Annotated in this window: 16 protein-coding genes; 14 read left to right on the top strand and 2 right to left on the bottom strand. The window is 47.6% G+C overall.

Going from position 1 to position 16,651, the window contains the following annotated elements; translation table 11 throughout:
• Window positions 1–177: 177 nt before the first annotated feature.
• Entirely contained in the window at window positions 178–1,053 is an 876-nt protein-coding gene (locus MHB85_RS25010) for a DUF72 domain-containing protein (RefSeq protein WP_341073857.1), read from the bottom strand.
• 217 nt (window positions 1,054–1,270) lie between these two features.
• On the opposite strand from MHB85_RS25010, the gene MHB85_RS25005 reads away from it, so the two are divergent.
• The 5 genes from MHB85_RS25005 (at window position 1,271) to MHB85_RS24985 (ending at window position 5,401) form a co-directional block, all read left to right on the top strand.
• Window positions 1,271–2,014 carry a class I SAM-dependent methyltransferase gene (locus tag MHB85_RS25005; protein ID WP_105601159.1) on the top strand — a complete coding sequence of 248 codons (744 nt, stop codon included), beginning with the start codon at window positions 1,271–1,273 and terminating at the stop codon, window positions 2,012–2,014.
• A gap of 27 nt (window positions 2,015–2,041) precedes the next feature.
• Window positions 2,042–3,025, top strand: coding sequence for an MBL fold metallo-hydrolase (locus tag MHB85_RS25000; protein WP_105601158.1), 984 nt, complete (start codon window positions 2,042–2,044; stop codon window positions 3,023–3,025).
• Window positions 3,026–3,259: 234 nt separating this feature from the next.
• On the top strand, window positions 3,260–3,676 hold the full coding sequence (locus MHB85_RS24995) for a hypothetical protein (RefSeq protein WP_341073856.1): 417 nt from the start codon (window positions 3,260–3,262) through the stop codon (window positions 3,674–3,676).
• A complete protein-coding gene (locus MHB85_RS24990) occupies window positions 3,673–4,716 on the top strand; it encodes an FAD:protein FMN transferase (protein WP_341073855.1) in 1,044 nt (347 codons plus the stop codon). The genes MHB85_RS24995 and MHB85_RS24990 overlap by 4 nt, the downstream gene beginning before the upstream one ends.
• A 31-nt stretch (window positions 4,717–4,747) precedes the next feature.
• Window positions 4,748–5,401 carry a ferric reductase-like transmembrane domain-containing protein gene (locus tag MHB85_RS24985; RefSeq protein WP_341073854.1) on the top strand — a complete coding sequence of 218 codons (654 nt, stop codon included), beginning with the start codon at window positions 4,748–4,750 and terminating at the stop codon, window positions 5,399–5,401.
• A 158-nt stretch (window positions 5,402–5,559) separates the two neighbouring features.
• Here MHB85_RS24985 and MHB85_RS24980 read toward each other — a convergent pair whose 3' ends face one another.
• Window positions 5,560–6,126 (bottom strand): phosphatidylglycerophosphatase A family protein, encoded by a 567-nt coding sequence (locus MHB85_RS24980; protein WP_105601152.1) that lies wholly within the window; start codon window positions 6,124–6,126, stop codon window positions 5,560–5,562.
• A 192-nt stretch (window positions 6,127–6,318) separates the two neighbouring features.
• Between MHB85_RS24980 and MHB85_RS24975 the strand changes: the two genes are divergently transcribed.
• The 9 genes from MHB85_RS24975 (at window position 6,319) to MHB85_RS24935 (ending at window position 16,549) form a co-directional block, all read left to right on the top strand.
• Complete coding sequence (locus MHB85_RS24975) at window positions 6,319–7,374, top strand: GerMN domain-containing protein (RefSeq protein WP_210109903.1); 1,056 nt, start codon at window positions 6,319–6,321, stop codon at window positions 7,372–7,374.
• Between the two features lie 118 nt (window positions 7,375–7,492).
• Window positions 7,493–8,248 (top strand): ribonuclease PH, encoded by a 756-nt coding sequence (gene rph, locus MHB85_RS24970; RefSeq protein WP_017692572.1) that lies wholly within the window; start codon window positions 7,493–7,495, stop codon window positions 8,246–8,248.
• Between the two features lies 1 nt (window position 8,249).
• Window positions 8,250–8,873, top strand: a complete 624-nt coding sequence (locus tag MHB85_RS24965) for an XTP/dITP diphosphatase (protein ID WP_091011846.1) — start codon at window positions 8,250–8,252, stop codon at window positions 8,871–8,873.
• A gap of 358 nt (window positions 8,874–9,231) precedes the next feature.
• Window positions 9,232–10,074: an STM4015 family protein gene (locus MHB85_RS24960; RefSeq protein WP_091011848.1), complete on the top strand. Its 843-nt coding sequence runs from the start codon at window positions 9,232–9,234 to the stop codon at window positions 10,072–10,074.
• A 21-nt stretch (window positions 10,075–10,095) separates the two neighbouring features.
• A complete protein-coding gene (locus MHB85_RS24955; RefSeq protein ID WP_341073853.1) occupies window positions 10,096–11,349 on the top strand; it encodes an STM4014 family protein in 1,254 nt (417 codons plus the stop codon).
• Window positions 11,342–12,127, top strand: a complete 786-nt coding sequence (locus tag MHB85_RS24950; RefSeq protein WP_091011849.1) for an STM4013/SEN3800 family hydrolase — start codon at window positions 11,342–11,344, stop codon at window positions 12,125–12,127. Before MHB85_RS24955 ends, MHB85_RS24950 begins: the two co-directional genes overlap by 8 nt.
• Before the next feature lie 65 nt (window positions 12,128–12,192).
• A complete protein-coding gene (locus MHB85_RS24945) occupies window positions 12,193–13,584 on the top strand; it encodes an STM4012 family radical SAM protein (RefSeq protein WP_445739043.1) in 1,392 nt (463 codons plus the stop codon).
• On the top strand, window positions 13,581–14,441 hold the full coding sequence (locus tag MHB85_RS24940) for an STM4011 family radical SAM protein (protein ID WP_341073852.1): 861 nt from the start codon (window positions 13,581–13,583) through the stop codon (window positions 14,439–14,441). The genes MHB85_RS24945 and MHB85_RS24940 overlap by 4 nt, the downstream gene beginning before the upstream one ends.
• 410 nt (window positions 14,442–14,851) lie before the next feature.
• Complete coding sequence (locus MHB85_RS24935; protein ID WP_341073851.1) at window positions 14,852–16,549, top strand: methyl-accepting chemotaxis protein; 1,698 nt, start codon at window positions 14,852–14,854, stop codon at window positions 16,547–16,549.
• Window positions 16,550–16,651: the final 102 nt, after the last annotated feature.

Raw genomic sequence — 16,651 nt, 5'->3', positions numbered from 1 at the left:
AAACGAATGTATGTGGATAGCCTTCTATAGGTAGATTACCAGCTAAAGAAAGCGGCAATGCCCTCAGGCTTGCCGCTTTTTAGTGTTATTCCAATCCCGAATTTGATCAGCATGATAACAATGATAAATACACTTACCTTCACCCAATAATATGAATAACTGCATCATTAGCTCGGATCAAAATAACTCTAATTGCTCCGGTCCTTCTTCCTGTTCTGGTTCAGTACGGTCAGGGAAAGGCTTCACCGGCAGGTCCATCAGGTCCATCATCATCTGTGCATTCGCCGCTGCATCGCCACCGGAGTTGTTGTTGAAAATAACATAGACATCCTTGCTCTGATCCTGCAATTGCTCCAGATACCCTTTCCATTCCAACAATTCTTCCTTGTTGTAACGGTACAGGTAACGGGTCTCGCGCCAATTGGGCGCACCATTCTGATGCCACCCTGACACGTTGCGTCCGTGCATGCGAACCAGCGTCATCTCCGAATCCGTGGCCTCTGGCACGATAGGAATGGAACCTAAACCCGCCTGAGGTTCGTCACAGACACTATGAATCCAGCCTTGCTCCTTCATGAACGAAAGCGTCCGCTCGCGCATGCCATCTTCATACCAGCTGCGATGACGGAATTCGAGTGCACATGGAATACCTTCCATTCTGAGTTTCACTTCACGAAGCTCTTTGACGTTGTCCTTATTGCACTCAAACCAAGGTGGATATTGAAACAAGGCTGCCCGCATCTTGCCAGCTTCAATGACGGGTTCCAGTGATTCCCGAAAAGCCTTATACATCTCCGACGTGCTGGTGAAGTAGGGTTTGCCTCGCAGATGTCCGGTCATTCCCTGATAGGCTTTGATGATAAAAGCAAAGGCTTCGGGCGTCTCTGCAGCCCACCGTGCCATTCGATCCCGGGGTTGAACGGCGTAGAAGGAACTATCCACCTCCACGGTGGAGAAGTATTGTCCGTATAGACTGAGCTTGTCTTTGGCTTTGGTACGGTTTGGATAGAGATCTTCCTGATCGCCCCATCCGGTAAGTCCGATGTGAATCATAAGAACACCTCCTGTTGCTTATAATTAACCGATTTGCAGGCATATGTCTAACATTATATCGTGTGCATTTTGGCTGTTCAATGTTGGAAAATCACTGGAATTTTTTGAGTTTGCAGAATAAAGACGTTACAATACATTAAAGCTAGGGGAAATGATCAGGCTTGTACATAGCGTACTACAGATAGAGAGCCAGTGACCAAGTGGAGGGCGAGATTGGATGACGGAATGGTATGAAAAGAGTTTTGGAGAAGATTACCTTCTCGTATACAAGCACCGGGATGTGCAGGGTGCCCATCAGGAAGTACATAAAATGATCAATTGGTTGAAGCTTGAGCCTAATGCTGAAGTATTAGATCTATGCTGCGGTATGGGACGGCACTCCATGGCACTTGCTGATGCAGGATTGCGAGTGACCGGAGTTGATCTGTCCGATGTGCTTTTACGCGAAGCGCGTCTAATGGACACTGAACACCGAGTATCGTGGTGTCTTGCGGACATGCGTGAACTCCCACTGAAAGGTGGCTTTGATGCCGTAGTCAATCTGTTTACATCGTTTGGTTATTTCCTGGAGGACGGAGAACAACTGAAAGTATTACGTGCCATTCATCGCATGCTTCGCCCGGGTGGCAGCTATATTATTGATTTTATGAATACGGCTTATGTGACTCGTCATCTGGTGCCGCACTCCGTCCGAGAGGATGAAGGACAGCGGATTGAGGAGTTCCGCAAGATTGAGGATGGGTTTGTGCAAAAGGAAATTCGTATTACGGATACCGCATCCGGACATGAACCGCGGGTATATCAGGAGCGTGTGAAGTTGTACACACGGGATCAACTGAGTCAGATGTTAAGTGCCGCCGGACTCCGGGTAGACCAGGTACATGGCGGCTATGATGAAGAGAAATATGACGAGCAGACTTCTCCACGCATGATTTTTGTGGGTCGTCGTCCTGTGGAGTGAACAGGGACAGTCTGGAAGGGGGATAACATGAAGCGCACAGAAGAGATGCCCATGACAGAGGGCATACACCGGGTCAAGATCAGCATGTCGTTTCCCTTAAGATGGGTGAACAGTTATGTGTTGTCTGAACCGGATGGAACGATCACTATCATAGATCCGGGACCGCGTAATTCGCAGACGGAACAGGAGTGGGAAGAAGCGCTGGCAGATCTCGGCCTGACCTTTAGCGATATTCATCAAATTGTGCTGACCCACCATCACCCGGACCACCTTGGGTTGTCGGGATGGATACAACAGATGACGGGTGCACCCGTTCGCATGTCCACACGTTCTCGCCAAGAGGCTGATTATATGTGGGGATCTGATTCGCGCATTAATACAATCTTACCTGATTATTATGGTCGTCACGGTATGCCGGAAGACAAGACTGAGCAGATACATGAACATATGAAGGCATTTGCTTCGCAGATCACACCACTTCCGAAGGTGACTCCCATTGAAGACGGTGAGTGGATCGATATGGGCGGGAAACGTTGGGTTGCTGTGGAGACGGGTGGGCATGCCCCAGGCCATTTATCCTTTTATGCGCCGGAGTCGATGGAGATTCTGTGCGGAGATGCCGTTTTGCCACAGATTTCACCGAATATCAGTCTGCAACCCGGCAGTGACCCTCAGCCATTATTGTCTTATATGGAAGGATTGGAACGTCTTGGGGAGCTGAACGTCAAGCATGCGTATCCGGGACATCGGAATCCTTTTTCCACATTTAACGAACGGACCGTCCAACTGCTCGTACACCATGAAGAACGACTTCAGAAGCTGGCAGAGCGAATTCAGGAGTCATCAGCGAATGCGTATGACATCTGTGTACACATGTTTGGCAATCGGCTTGGTACCCATCAACTAAGGTTTGCCATGAGTGAGACGTTGTCTCATTTGCAGGAGTTAATTCGGCGCGAAGTAGTGAAGCAAGAGCAGCAACCGGATGGCAAGTTCTATTTTCAAATCTAAATGGAATAATTGATATCGATATGAAATGATAATGCGATCTTATATAGGGACTCGGGACAGGAAACTCACCTGTCCCGAGTCTTTTTTTAGTTTGATACGGGCACCGTTAAAATAAAGCTTTAGCCTCTCTTAACGGTTCATTCATCTATTTTTAAGCCAGCGCGCTTATCATACATCTATGAACTTCGCTAGGGCGTGTCTTGAGACACACCCTAAAGAAAGCAGGGAAGAGCGATGACCAGAAGAAAACGGAATCAATGGAGAAAATGGCAAGCTTCAGCGGCAGCAACGTTGACTGTGGCTGCACTCTTTCAATATGTAAGAACTTCGGATGCCTTTGATGTGGCCTATGCAGCAGCAAATGGCAAAGATAAAATTGTTACTGCTTCAAGCCAGGTGGATACGCATGATGATGTGATGGACGAATGGATCAACAGTACAACGGACAGCAACAACTGGAACACGCAGGACAATGACAATAATGATAGTCAATATAATGGAACAACCGATAGCACACAAGCAGCTCGACCAGATCAGAGCGTGAGTAACAAGGATAATTATTCAGATTCTCAGCGTATCGGGCAAAATAACCAGGGTACAGACCCCGGATACAGCAGTGGCAACTATCAGTCACGTACAGGTGCATCATGAGCCGCACGGAGCAAGTCGCTCGTCCGCTCCGATTTCAATTCCGTGCGATGAACACGGATGTTGAAGTGCAACTGTCCGCTGGGCGGGAAGAAGCTGAACATGCAGCCACCGTGGTCAAGAATTGGTTTGAGACGCAGGAACAGCGCTTCAGCCGATTTGTGGCAGACAGTGAACTGAATCGTCTGAATCATGCAACCGGATGGATACCCATCTCTGCTGCGATGGATGAAGTGCTGAGTCTGGCCTATGGATATATTGGTCTGACTGAAGGGATTTTCCAACCGGGTATCTCGCAGGCTCTTCAAGCTTCGGGGTATGATATAAGCTTCGAGAAGGTGCAACAACGACAACCGCAACGTCCGCTGCTTCAACGCATTTTGCGAACAAGAACAACTGACAGTTCAGGAATGATGGAGGATCGGCATGACCACAGTCGTCCGGGATGGATTCAGCGGGAAGGTAGCCGGATGGTTCATCTGGACCCTGGAGCTGAGTTGGATCTGGGAGGGATCGTTAAGGGATGGGCGGTGGAGCGCATTGCGGACTGGTTGCAGCGAACATTGCATATCCCGGCGGGTTTAATTAACGCGGGTGGAGATATTCAGGTATGGGGTACACCGGACTATCCCCAGTGGACCTTTAAAGTAGCAGACCCTTTGCAAGGCCAGGGGGATGCGTCAGGTACGGTTCGCTTACAGCGAGGAGCTGTTGCCACTTCGGGTATTTCCCGCAGACAATGGCAGAATACGGATGGAAGCTTTGCACACCACCTCATTGACCCCCGGACGATGGAGTCGGCAGATACGGACGTATTGCAGTGTACCGTTATGGGACAGCATGCTTCGCAATGCGAGATCATTGCCAAGACGGTATGCATTCTGGGAAGTGCCGAAGCCGTGGGCTGGTTAAACCGACATTACGATCGGCATGACGTCCTGTGGATGACACGGGATGGGAGCATTTATTTTAGAGGGAATACGGATACGCTCGTTGAGCATTGGCCGGGTTTTGATCCGGATCATCGCTTCAGTCTGATCTAGGAAAAGTCTAACAGATATGGGGGAGTCGGTTATGGCACAATGGATTGTAGATTACCTGCCGACGTGGAATATCATTCGAATTAGTGGAATTGCTGCTTATGTGCTACTCTTTTCCAGTGTGTTTCTGGGAATTGCGCAAGGGATGCCTATGGCCAAAGGCAAACCAAAAGCAGACATGTTCAAATGGCATACTCGAACGACCTGGCTCGCCTTCGGACTTGGACTCGTGCACGCATTAACGTTATATATTGATCACTATAGCCCGTTTACCTGGGGCGAACTTCTGATTCCTTTTACCGCCTCCGTGCATCCGATCGGCAGTGGTCTGGGAACGTTAGCTTTCTACGGATTAGTGATTGTCCTGTTATCCAGTGATCTGCGGAACAAGCTGGGCCGTAAATGGTGGTTCATGTTCCACATGTTGTCCTATCCGGTGTTCATTGGTCTGCTGGTTCACGGCATGGTGACGGGCACAGATTCTGGTAATATTATCATGCGGATGATGTATGTATTTACCGGACTCAGCATCGTTGGCATCACTGTGCTGCGTGGCATGTTGCGAGAGCGCAAAGGCCCGGAAATCACGATTGGACCGAAACGGGCTACATCTGGTTCACCTACCGAGCAGAATTGGGTTGAAGATTTTGGTTTGGTGGGAACAGTACGACCTAAACATCTGAAATAATAACATGTGGATCATCAAAAAGTATCTTACACATGCAAAAAAGCGGCCATCAGGCCGCTTTTTCCATGAATAGTTATTTTATTAAACAGTTATTTCAAGAAGCGTCCTTACACATGTTCAATGTTCCACATGGCATCAGACATGAAACGAGTTACGCATTATACCGTGTCATCACTGACAGGTTTTTCTCCCAGTGCTTCTTCAAGCTCGGATTGTTTGCGATGGGCGATCCGACTGCTCGCTGCCGATGCAATCGCACCGACAATATCATCGAAGAACGTGTGGACAGGGCCCAGGCTCTTGTCATTCAGACGTTCAAGCACCCCTGGTTTCAGCTTGTCCACATAACCATAATTCGTAAATCCAATGCTGCCATATACATTGACGATGGAGAATGCCAAAATCTCATCCACGCCATACAGTCCTTCATCGTTCTCAATCATCTCCTGCAGAGGAGATATGAGCTGCCCCTGTTCTGCCAAAATATCGAGCTGAATCCCGGTCAGAACAGCGTTCTGTACCTCACGTTTACGGAGAACCATCTCCACATTTTCGATACATTCTTCCATCGTAAGACCTGGATAATATTTTTTCTGCAATAACATGACCAGTTCTGCGATCTCAGGGATCGTGACGCCCCGCTTATGCAGCCATTCCCTAGTTGCCTCCGCCACCTTGCGGCTATTCAGGCTGTAAGGGATTTTTTCTTGCTCAGGATGTTCCATGGGCGATTCCTCCTCTGAAGTTAGCAATGTCCCTACTCTTGCTTCCTAATACGTATTAACCTGTTTTACGTTTCTTTAAGATCATAGAATTTATAAGTTTTCAGCGAAGCTGTTATCTTTTAGTTATTTTTTGGACAAAGGCTCGTATACATGGTAGTACAAACTGTAAAAATGATGAGGGGGAACGTGATCATGAGAAAGATCCAGTCTTTGCGTACGGTATCGGCAGCAGCGCTGCTGAGTATTCCTATGGTATTGTCAGGCTGCGGCATGTTTGGAGCACAGTCTTCCGAAGCTGTTGATCCACCACCGCCCATTCAGGAAGCAGCTATGATTCAAGCAGCCGAAGGGAATGGAGCACTCGCAATGCTCCCGTTAACGACGGTATATCTGCAAGACCAGCAGGGGCTGCTCGCTCCGGTATCCCTGACACTTCCTTCTGGAACAGACGCCAGCAGTCCAAAGACAGCACTGGATACACTTGTCACAGGCGGGGCCTATGCGGGTATGTTGCCTGAAGGATTCCAGGGTGTTCTCCCACAGGGAACGGTTGTGCAGAATGTAACGATTCACGCGGATGACAAGCTGGCGGTCGTGGAGTTCTCGGGTAATTTTGCCAAGTATGATGCGAAGGAAGAACGGAAAATGCTAGAAGCTGTCACGTGGACATTGACGGGAACGCCTGATGTGGAGAATGTGCAGATCTGGGTGGATGGCAAAAAGTTAACACAAATGCCGGTGAACAGCACGCCGTTGCCTGAACCGCTGAATCGGGCTGTGGGAATCAATCTGGATTTGGGTGATACGTTTGTGACCAACAGTAGTCCGGTAACGGTCTATTTCTCCGCTGCTTCACCAGCAGGCATCCAATATTATGTTCCGGTTACACGTCTGGTTACACCTGGTGAAGATCGGGTGCAGGCAGCATTGAATGAGCTGATCAAGGGACCTGACAAAGGTGGAGAACTGGAAGAGGTCATGACAGGCGGAACGGAGCTGCAATCGGTCAAAACGGCAGAGGATGGCACGGTAACGGTTGCCTTGAAAGATGATATGTTTGCCGAAGGGGATATCGTGCCAAGCGAGCTTTTACAGTCTGTCGTATTAACCACTGCGGAGAACACAGCCAGCAAGGATGCCAAAGTACAGATCGAGTGGAACGGCCAAAAAACGGTCATGGGTGACGACAACAGGGATTACAGTGCGCCGGTTTCCAAGCCTGAATATATTAACGAAATTCCGATTTAACGAACGCAGAATGCATAAGGATGCTTTTAACCGAACTCTTTGGTAAAATATAAGGGATTAGTAAAAGTGTGAACAAGCTCAACATTACAGGATGCTTAAGTCGTAGGAGGCAGAAAAAATGAGATCAAACGGACGAACCAGCGAACAGCTGCGCCCGCTGAATTTAACAGTGAACACAAATAAATACGCCGAGGGCTCTGTACTGATTGAAGTTGGAGATACAAAGGTGATCTGTACAGCTACAGTGGAGGAACGTGTTCCTCCCTTTATGAAAGGGCAAGGGAAAGGCTGGGTAACGGCTGAATATTCCATGCTGCCACGTGCAACACATACTCGGAACCAACGTGAAGCCAATCGCGGCAAATTAACTGGACGCACCATGGAAATCCAGCGTCTGATTGGTCGGGCACTTCGCTCGGTGGTCAATTTGCAGGCTCTTGGTGAGCGTACGATTACGCTGGACTGTGATGTTATTCAAGCCGACGGAGGCACACGCACAACGTCCATTACCGGTGCGTTTGTAGCGCTGGCGCTTGCCGTGAACAAGATTTCCCAACAGCACAAACTGCAAGTGTTCCCGATTACGGATTTCATTGCTGCGGTAAGTGTGGGCGTAGTAGGTGAACAGCCTGTACTGGATCTGAACTATGATGAAGATTCCAAAGCCAAGGTGGATATGAACCTGGTGATGACAGGCGGCGGTAAATACGTCGAGCTTCAGGGAACAGGTGAGGAAGCGCCATTTGATCGCCGTGAGCTGAACGCAATGCTGGAACTGGGTGAGCAGGGAATTCTGGAGATGATCGAGCGTCAAAAAGAAGTACTTGGACCGATTGCGCTTAAGATCGGCGCGCGTGGATTAGGGGAAGCTTAAGATGAGTTTGGACAGCCCAATCCTCATTGTTGCTACCCGCAATGCGGGTAAAGTCCGTGAATTCGCTCATGCTTTCGCACCGCTTGGCAAAGAGGTCAAGAGCATGTTTGACTATCCGGAGCTGCCGGATGTGGTGGAAGATGGCGTAACGTTTGCGGAAAATGCCTGGAAGAAAGCCAAGGCAGTAGGCGACGCGCTTGGTTTGCCCGTACTGGCAGACGATTCTGGACTCTGCGTAGATCTGTTGGACGGGGAGCCCGGAGTTTATTCAGCGAGATATGCAGGCGAAGGAGCAACGGATGCACAGAACAATGCAAAGTTGCTGGAGACGCTGGAATCGTTGAAATCCGGTGAGGACACCGAGCAGCCGCTCTTAAGTCCGGCTCGATTCGTCTGCGCATTGGTACTGTACGACCCGACAACAGGTGATAAATATGAATCGGAAGGCACTGCGGAAGGCTGGATTACAGCTGAAGCTGCGGGTGCTGGCGGTTTTGGATATGACCCACTGTTCTATGTACCTGAATACGAAATGACAATGGCAGAGCTGACGCTGGAGCAAAAGCAGGCGATTAGCCACCGTGGTCATGCGCTGAGAGCGCTTGTATCCAGACTTGAAGGCTAAGAATAAACAAAACATCTTGATTTCTTGATTTAACTTCATGATACGTGAACATCAAAGCGTTAATGGAAGGAGAGAAGCATTCCGATGGGATGGTTCATCCGCCATTAACGCTTTTTGTATGAAATAAAGTATTTGATCGGGTTTGGTGATAGTCCATCCATATACCTAATTGAAGTTAGCTATTTCTGCGACTACACATCAGAACACGTGTTCTTATACCTACATAAAAATTAGTTTACGTTGCACGATTGGGAATCTCATTGGGACTGGAGTTGGAAGAAGTTGCAAGCCTTGTGTGGTATGGGTTAACATTCAAACTAACGAATCACATATGAACCTTAAACGGAGGGATCTACTCATGCAAGAAGTGAAGCTTGTTGTATCTTACGATGATTATGAGGACGGCATTCGTATGGAAAAGTTAATTAAGGAACTGGCAGCTAAACCGGAGGCCAGCTCATTGGAAAGTCTGGTCATCGGAGATTGGGGACAGGCTTATGAAAATTCGCCTGATGAGTTCATGAGTACGCTCGTCGAGTCGGCTCCAAGTTTTCCGTCATTGAAGAAACTGTTTATTGGAGATATGGGATTCGAAGAATGTGAAGTATCGTGGATTATCCAGACCAATCTCACACCGCTGTTAGGTGCCTTTCCAGAATTAAAATCATTCTCTGTAATGGGCAGTAGCGGCCTCAGTCTGGAACCACTCCAGCATGCCAAGCTTGAAGAATTGATTATTATTTGTGGTGGTCTGCCGAAAGAAGTGTTATCTTCAATCACCCATGCCAAGTTGCCTGAATTGCGTAAACTGGAACTGTACCTGGGTGTGGATAATTATGGTTTCAATGGATCACTTGAAGATGTACTCCCTTTGCTAGAAAAAGGATTATTTCCAAAGCTGGTTTACTTGGGTCTGAAAGACAGTGAAATTCAGGATGAGATTGCAAAAGCAGCAGCTGAAGCACCTATTCTGGATCAACTTGAAGTACTGGATCTATCGCAAGGGACGTTGTCCGATGAAGGGGCCGAGGTGTTGCTTGCCAGTGACAAGATCAAGAAACTGAAACATCTTGATCTAAGTTACCATTACATGACCAATGAAATGATCAGTCGCTGGAACCAATCCGGTATATCTGTAGATGTTAGCGACCAGCAACAGAGTGATGAGGATGACTGGCGCTATCCATCGTTAACAGAATAGTCGATGTCAGGCGTAAAGGAAATGAATGAGAATCTGCATCAACCAATAGATGTACCTGATTTAACGCAAGATCAGCCCTTTTTATTGATCGGAAACCCTGATAACCGACGAACACAGGGGCTGCAAGAGGCTAGGCATAGATTGGGTTTGAAACCTGCGGTTGTATTGCCCTATGCTCAATTGCTCCAGAATTGGAGGCACGGACGAACCATCGCTGATACAGTAGATTCCAATCTGCCCGTACCCCTGATTCGAATAGATGCTCCTGGAGAGGATTGGAAAGTGGAATGTGAGCTACTGTTCCTTGGAGCTATGAACGATACGTCACCGTCAACATTAACGGGTGAAATGGGAGCAGAAGCATTTTCCGCAGAACAGGCACTCGCGCTGGAACAGCAGTGGGGAAGAATATACGCTCCTGCCCAGTGGTTCCGTGGCTGGAAAGCATGTCTGGATCGAATCGGCCGTGAGTCTCGGAAAATATGGCCTGAAGTCCGATTCTTGAATGATCCCGCCGATATCCAATTGATGTTTGACAAGAGAACATGTCAGCAGCATCTATCTTCTCATGGGGTTCAGGTACCTCCTACGCTCCAGTCTTCACAGCCGATTCGAAGTTACACCGACTTGCGTACAGCTATGCAATATGCCGGTATGAACCGTGTATTTGTAAAGCTCGCAAGTGGCTCCGGGGCTTCAGGAGTTGTAGCCTATCAAGTCAATCCCCGAACGGGTGATGAGATCGCTGTAACAACGATGGGGATGGAACAGATACAGGGCAAGACGATTTTCTTCAATGAAGGACGTCTACGCAAGTATACCCGCGGTGAAGAGATTGCTACGCTGATGAACTGGTTATGTGCAGAAGGTGCACAGATTGAACGGTGGATGCCCAAAGCTACGCTTGATCAGCGGGCCTATGATATTCGCCAACTGGTTGCGGGTGGACAGGCAGGCCATTCGATTATGCGACTTAGTCGTACCCCTATAACCAATCTGCATCTGCGCAATGAACGTATGTTGCCTGCTGAAGCTGGTCTGGATGAACACCGGATGTCGCTGGTTCGGACGGCAGCGCAAGCAGCTATGTCTGCATTTCCCAACTCATGGTCAGCCGGGATTGATGTGATGCTTACTAGTGGTTCGAACCCGCGTGCCTATGTACTGGATGTGAATCCGTTTGGAGATCTGTTATACAGGGTTGAGCATCATGGCCTAGGAACCTATGAGTGGGAGATGGAACTTTTACGAAAGGAGCCTATTCAACATGCCTGATATGAACACCATTGTGGGCTCCCATGATCTGTTGATGATTACGCTGGATACGTTACGATATGACGTAGCCAAGCTGGAAGAGGCGAATTGTCCCAATCTGTGTGGTTCGGGTCCATGGGAGAAGCGTCATACCCCGGGTAGTTTTACATATGCAGCGCACCACGCCTTTTTTGGTGGTTTTATGCCCACTCCTGCCAATACGGATAAGGCATCTCATGTAAGATTGTTCCATTCCCGGAATACCGGACTCAAGACACATCCGCATACCTGGCTGTTTGATACACCGGATATCGTATCCGGGTTCGCAGCTGAAGGTTACCGTACCATCTGTATTGGTGGCGTCATTTTTTTTACGAAAAAAAACCCGCTTGCGAAAGTATTGCCCGGTTATTTCCAACACAGCTATTGGCGAATGAACTTTGGGGTAACCAACCCCAAATCGACAGAACATCAGGTACAGCATGCATTGAAGCTGCTTGAACAGACGCCGCCAGATGAAAAGATATTTATGTTTTTGAACGTGTCGGCCATTCATGGTCCCAATAAATACTTTGTAGAAGGTGCCAAGGAGGACTCTGTGGAGACTCAGCGGGCTGCACTTCGATATGTAGATGAGGCACTTGGGCCATTGTTCGAGGCGATAAGGAAACGTTCTCGACCTGCCTTTTGTTTAGCTTTTTCCGATCATGGTACAGCTTACGGTGAAGACGGGTATCAAGGACACCGGCTTGCACATGATGTCGTCTGGACGGTGCCATACCGTGAATTTTTAGTATAGAACGTATTACTCTTAAACGTGTTAATCTTATGATGATGATAACAACCGGAGACAGGAGGAGACCGATGGACAATCATTCTCAACCCATGACAACAGGCCATTCCGATCAGTCCGGATCCAATACAACGATTACAGGTCTTCGTGAAGTACTCGAATTCCCTTATCGTTCGTATCTGTACTCATACCCGCACAAGACCGCATATCGGGAGCTTGACCCACCACTGCCGCTGGGGCCAATGTGGGAACGAGAAAATACCGATACATATTTTTTATATATGCACATTCCCTTTTGTGCTGCACGTTGCGGATTCTGTAATCTGTTCACCCTGCCGGATCGACGGGATGATACGCATGAACGTTATGTGGATGCGCTGGAACGTCAGGCGAAGCACTGGGCACCCATTACATCTCGAAGACCGTATTCCCGGTTTGCGATTGGTGGAGGAACGCCTACATTATTAAATGAGGTTCAGTTGAATCGTCTGTTTGATATTGCCGAACATGTGATGGGACTAGACCCTTCGCAAGCATCGATTTCGGTGGAAACGTCGCCGGATACCGTTACGGACGCCAAGCTGGCCATTATGAAGGAGCGAAGTGTGGATCGTATTAGTATGGGTATCCAGAGTTTCATTGAAACTGAAGCATCTGCCATCTATCGTCCACAAAAACCGCAGGAAGTTGAACTAGCGCTTGAGAAGCTTACTAGGTATGATTTCCCATTGTTAAATCTGGATCTGATCTATGGTTTGCCGGGTCAAACGGTGGAATCGTGGATCTATTCATTGGAAAGAGTTCTGGCCTATGAACCGGGCGAGATCTTTATCTATCCCTTGTACACACGGGAAAATACAATCGTGAAGCCTGAAGATATTCGCCGTCAGGGACCTGACATTCGGATGGAGCTGTATATAGCTGCACGTGAGACATTGAAAAGCAAAGGTTATGTGCAATATTCGATGCGCAGATTTGCCAAGGAACAGTCGTCCTCCAAAGTGCTCTTGCCTTATAGCTGTCAGGAGGAGGGCATGGTTGGTCTGGGATGTGGTGCACGCTCTTATACGAGTGAAGTACACTATGCATCCAAATACGGCGTGAGTTACAAGGCCACACAGAGCATCATTGCCGATTATGTGGCGACTGAGCGCTACGATGTGGCGGATTATGGTATCGTGTTAAGCCGTGAGGAACAGAGACGCCGCTTTATTCTGAAAGCCTTGCTGCATCGGGAGGGATTGATGTTGTCTGACTACCAACAGCGCTTTGGTACCGATGTGATGTCCGACTATGTCTGGTTGGCTGAACTGTTGACAGAGGGCGTGGCGGAGTTGGAGAGCGATGAGGACAAGCAGGTGCTGCGTCTGACAGAAGAAGGACTAGGTTACTCCGATGCGATTGGAGATTGGCTTATATCTGCCGAAATTCGTGAACAGATGGAAGGGTTTGTTTTCTCATGAGAGCGACTTTGTATTATCGGGGGAAGTTGTCTTCCTGTAATTACGACTGTCCATACTGCCCTTTTAGCAAAACCGTGGATTCCAAAGAGACGTTGGAAGTGGATGAACAACAATTGCGTCAATTTGTGAATTGGGTCAGGGAGCAAGAGCGTGCCGGGCATCAATTTTCGTTATTCTTCAATCCCTACGGTGAAGCTTTGGTGCGTCGTTGGTACCGGGAAGCGATGGTTGAGCTGTCACATATGCCACATGTGGATAAAGTTGCAATTCAAACCAACCTGTCCGTCAAACTGGATTGGGCGAGAGAGCTGGATGCGAATAAAGCAGCCTTTTGGGCGACGTATCATCCTCGTGAGACAAAAGAGGCTTCTTTTGTAAAACAATGTCTGACCTTGCGTCAGATGGGACTTGCTTTTAGTGTCGGTACTGTCGGACTCCGTAGTGCTTTCCCCGCAATCGAGTCCATGAGACAGGCTTTGCCGGATGATGTGTATATGTGGGTAAATGCCTTCAAAGATCGGCCCAAGTATTACACGCCGGAAGAGGTTCAATTTTTACGTGGGCTTGATCCGCTTTTTGAAGGAAATCTGCAGGATTATGTGAGCTTGGGCAAACGTTGTGCTGCCGGTTCCGAAGTATTTTATGTACAAGGGTCAGGGCATGTGAAGCGGTGTTACAAGGATCGTCGAATCATTGGACATCTGTATCGCGATGGTCTGCAGGCTTTGGCCGCGGATCGGCCTTGTCGTATGAAAAAATGTGGCTGTTACATCGGTTATATCCATATGGAGGATTCCCCGTTCAGAGAAACGTTTGGCAGCGGGCTGCTTGAACGCAATCCGGTATTGATTCGTTGACCGGCATTTCATATTTAGCTATTCCACTGGGGAGCTGGATTATGTTTATTTGTTTCTAAACCACATATCAGCGTAACTTCAAACGCATCTTTTAGTATAGGCAAGATCAGACCTTTGGTTTGGACTTGCCTACTGGAAGGTGTTTTTTTGTTTTACCGGACTAGAGTTAGTGTTTGTGTACAATTTTAAAAGGGACTTGACAATTTCGAAAAATAATATTTTAAGTTTATGATTCAAATTTCATATTTTTTGGGTTAGTATGAATAGGAAAAAAGACCCTGTTATGAATAGTATTTGTACATATAATTACGAATTATATTTTTAATTGGGTCTAAAGTCTTAAATAAATTAAAAGGAGGGTGGATGTAGGAAGCATCATGCACGTTATCTGAACTTTCGGGGGAGTACACATGAAAAAAATCTCAATTAGCCGTAAATTACTTATGGGTTTCTCATCTGTGCTGTTATTATTGGTGGCTATAACGGTTATAACATATACGCAGTTTATAGCCGTTGAGAAAACGTATACAGAATTAATCAATGATAGAACAAGCAAACTATTGCTCATTAAAAATATGTCGATTGATCTTAAATCACAGCAGATTGCTTTGAGAAATTATATTTTGGAAGACAATGCAGAGAACGAACAGGCATTTAATAAAGCTTATGAAGATTACATAGCGTTAAATGAAGAATTAAAATCAACAGTTTCAAGTTCAAAGATGAAAGATTACCTTTCACGCTCAGATGAAGCGATGAGCCAATATTATGAACTTGCGCAGCAGATTATGACATTGACAAGACAGGGGAATAACAGTGAAATCTCAAGATTACTGAAGGACACAGCCCCAAGTTTGATCTCTGAATTTGAAGGCATTGTGGAAGGCATGGAAACGCATCAACAAGATGCCATGAACTCAGGCGTTGTGGAGGCTAATCTTCAGATTGTGCAAGTCCTTAGGTGGATTGCAATTATTGGAGTGGCTTCTCTTCTCATCGGGGCACTTGTGGCGTATGTCATTGGCAGAATGATATCCTTGCCTGTTGCTGCTGTTGCCCAATCCGCGAGCCGGATTGCAGCCGGAGATCTGACTGGTGAGCCTATTGTGGTCCGTAACAAGGATGAGATTGGTGATCTCGCCCAAGCCTTTAATATCATGTCTGCCAATTTGCGTACACTCATTCATCAGGTAGGAGACAGTGCAGAACGGGTAGCTGCCTCTTCAGAGGAGTTGACGGCAAGCACCGAACAGACAGCAACCGCCACAGAGCAAGTGGCCATCACAATGGGTGAGATTGCAACAGGTATGGATACACAGGTTCGAATGGCGAGTGATGGATTCCAGACGATGAACGAGTTGACGACAGGCTTTCAACAAGTTACGGAGAACACACTCCATATGTCTGAAGAAGCTACCAAAGTCTCCGTAAAAACAATATCGGGTAGCGAGTCAGTTCAGTCTGCGATAGGTCAAATGAATTCTATACAAGGGACGGTGTCGAATCTGTCGGTCGTGATCCAGGAACTGAGCAGGCACTCTCAGGATATTGTGAAAATGGTGGACAGCATCTCGGAAATATCAGCACAGACGAATCTCTTATCCCTTAATGCTGCTATTGAGGCTGCACGAGCTGGCGAACAGGGAAGAGGGTTTCAGGTTGTTGCTACAGAGGTTCGGAAGCTGTCTGAGCAGTCTGCGCTTTCTGCTAATCAAATTGTTCCGTTGGTGGCATCGATTGAGAAGGGAATGCGAAATGCTGCTGAATCTATGGTGGCTGTATCCGCAGAGGTTCAAGAGGGGATTGCACTTGTTCACCAGGCGGGAGCCACATTTGATGAAATTCGTGAGGCGGTTGGAAGCGTAGCTGGGCAAACACAGGAAGTCTCTGCTTCAATTGAGCAAATGTCAACAGGTGTAGAACAGATTAATAGGTCTATGAAAACAATCATGGAAGTGACCGAAACGGGGGCCGCCGGAACAGAAGAAGTGAGTGCATCTTCAGAGGAGCAGTTGTCTGCGATGCAGGAGATCGCTTCCGCAGCCAATGATCTCTCCTTGATGGCAGAACAGTTGCAACAGACCGTCAGTCGTTTCAAAGTGCAATAAAATGAGATGAGTGGAATGTGGATAAGAATGAGCGCATACGTACAGAGATTCTTATAAAAAAGTAATAAAAGGGTGTCCAAACACAGTAGTTAGTGTTTGGGC

Origin of the sequence: Paenibacillus sp. FSL K6-4396 (genome assembly GCF_038002525.1) — a bacterium.
Classification (GTDB): Bacteria; Bacillota; Bacilli; order Paenibacillales; family Paenibacillaceae; genus Paenibacillus; species Paenibacillus amylolyticus_B.
Note: the sequence above shows the minus strand (reverse complement) of the source record. Positions and strands in the feature narration are given on the sequence as shown.

Bases quoted from the DNA above. Each gene is read 5' to 3' on its own strand.
- MHB85_RS24960 (WP_091011848.1), top strand. From the start codon at position 9,232: ATGCAAGAAGTGAAGCTTGTTGTATCTTACGATGATTATGAGGACGGC.
- MHB85_RS25010 (WP_341073857.1), bottom strand. From the start codon at position 1,053: ATGATTCACATCGGACTTACCGGATGGGGCGATCAGGAAGATCTCTAT.
- MHB85_RS24985 (WP_341073854.1), top strand. From the start codon at position 4,748: ATGGCACAATGGATTGTAGATTACCTGCCGACGTGGAATATCATTCGA.
- MHB85_RS24990 (WP_341073855.1), top strand. From the start codon at position 3,673: ATGAGCCGCACGGAGCAAGTCGCTCGTCCGCTCCGATTTCAATTCCGT.
- MHB85_RS24965 (WP_091011846.1), top strand. From the start codon at position 8,250: ATGAGTTTGGACAGCCCAATCCTCATTGTTGCTACCCGCAATGCGGGT.
- MHB85_RS25000 (WP_105601158.1), top strand. From the start codon at position 2,042: ATGAAGCGCACAGAAGAGATGCCCATGACAGAGGGCATACACCGGGTC.
- MHB85_RS24945 (WP_445739043.1), top strand. From the start codon at position 12,193: ATGGACAATCATTCTCAACCCATGACAACAGGCCATTCCGATCAGTCC.
- MHB85_RS24940 (WP_341073852.1), top strand. From the start codon at position 13,581: ATGAGAGCGACTTTGTATTATCGGGGGAAGTTGTCTTCCTGTAATTAC.
- MHB85_RS24955 (WP_341073853.1), top strand. From the start codon at position 10,096: ATGAATGAGAATCTGCATCAACCAATAGATGTACCTGATTTAACGCAA.
- MHB85_RS24950 (WP_091011849.1), top strand. From the start codon at position 11,342: ATGCCTGATATGAACACCATTGTGGGCTCCCATGATCTGTTGATGATT.
- MHB85_RS24975 (WP_210109903.1), top strand. From the start codon at position 6,319: ATGAGAAAGATCCAGTCTTTGCGTACGGTATCGGCAGCAGCGCTGCTG.
- rph (WP_017692572.1), top strand. From the start codon at position 7,493: ATGAGATCAAACGGACGAACCAGCGAACAGCTGCGCCCGCTGAATTTA.
- MHB85_RS24995 (WP_341073856.1), top strand. From the start codon at position 3,260: ATGACCAGAAGAAAACGGAATCAATGGAGAAAATGGCAAGCTTCAGCG.
- MHB85_RS25005 (WP_105601159.1), top strand. From the start codon at position 1,271: ATGACGGAATGGTATGAAAAGAGTTTTGGAGAAGATTACCTTCTCGTA.
- MHB85_RS24935 (WP_341073851.1), top strand. From the start codon at position 14,852: ATGAAAAAAATCTCAATTAGCCGTAAATTACTTATGGGTTTCTCATCT.
- MHB85_RS24980 (WP_105601152.1), bottom strand. From the start codon at position 6,126: ATGGAACATCCTGAGCAAGAAAAAATCCCTTACAGCCTGAATAGCCGC.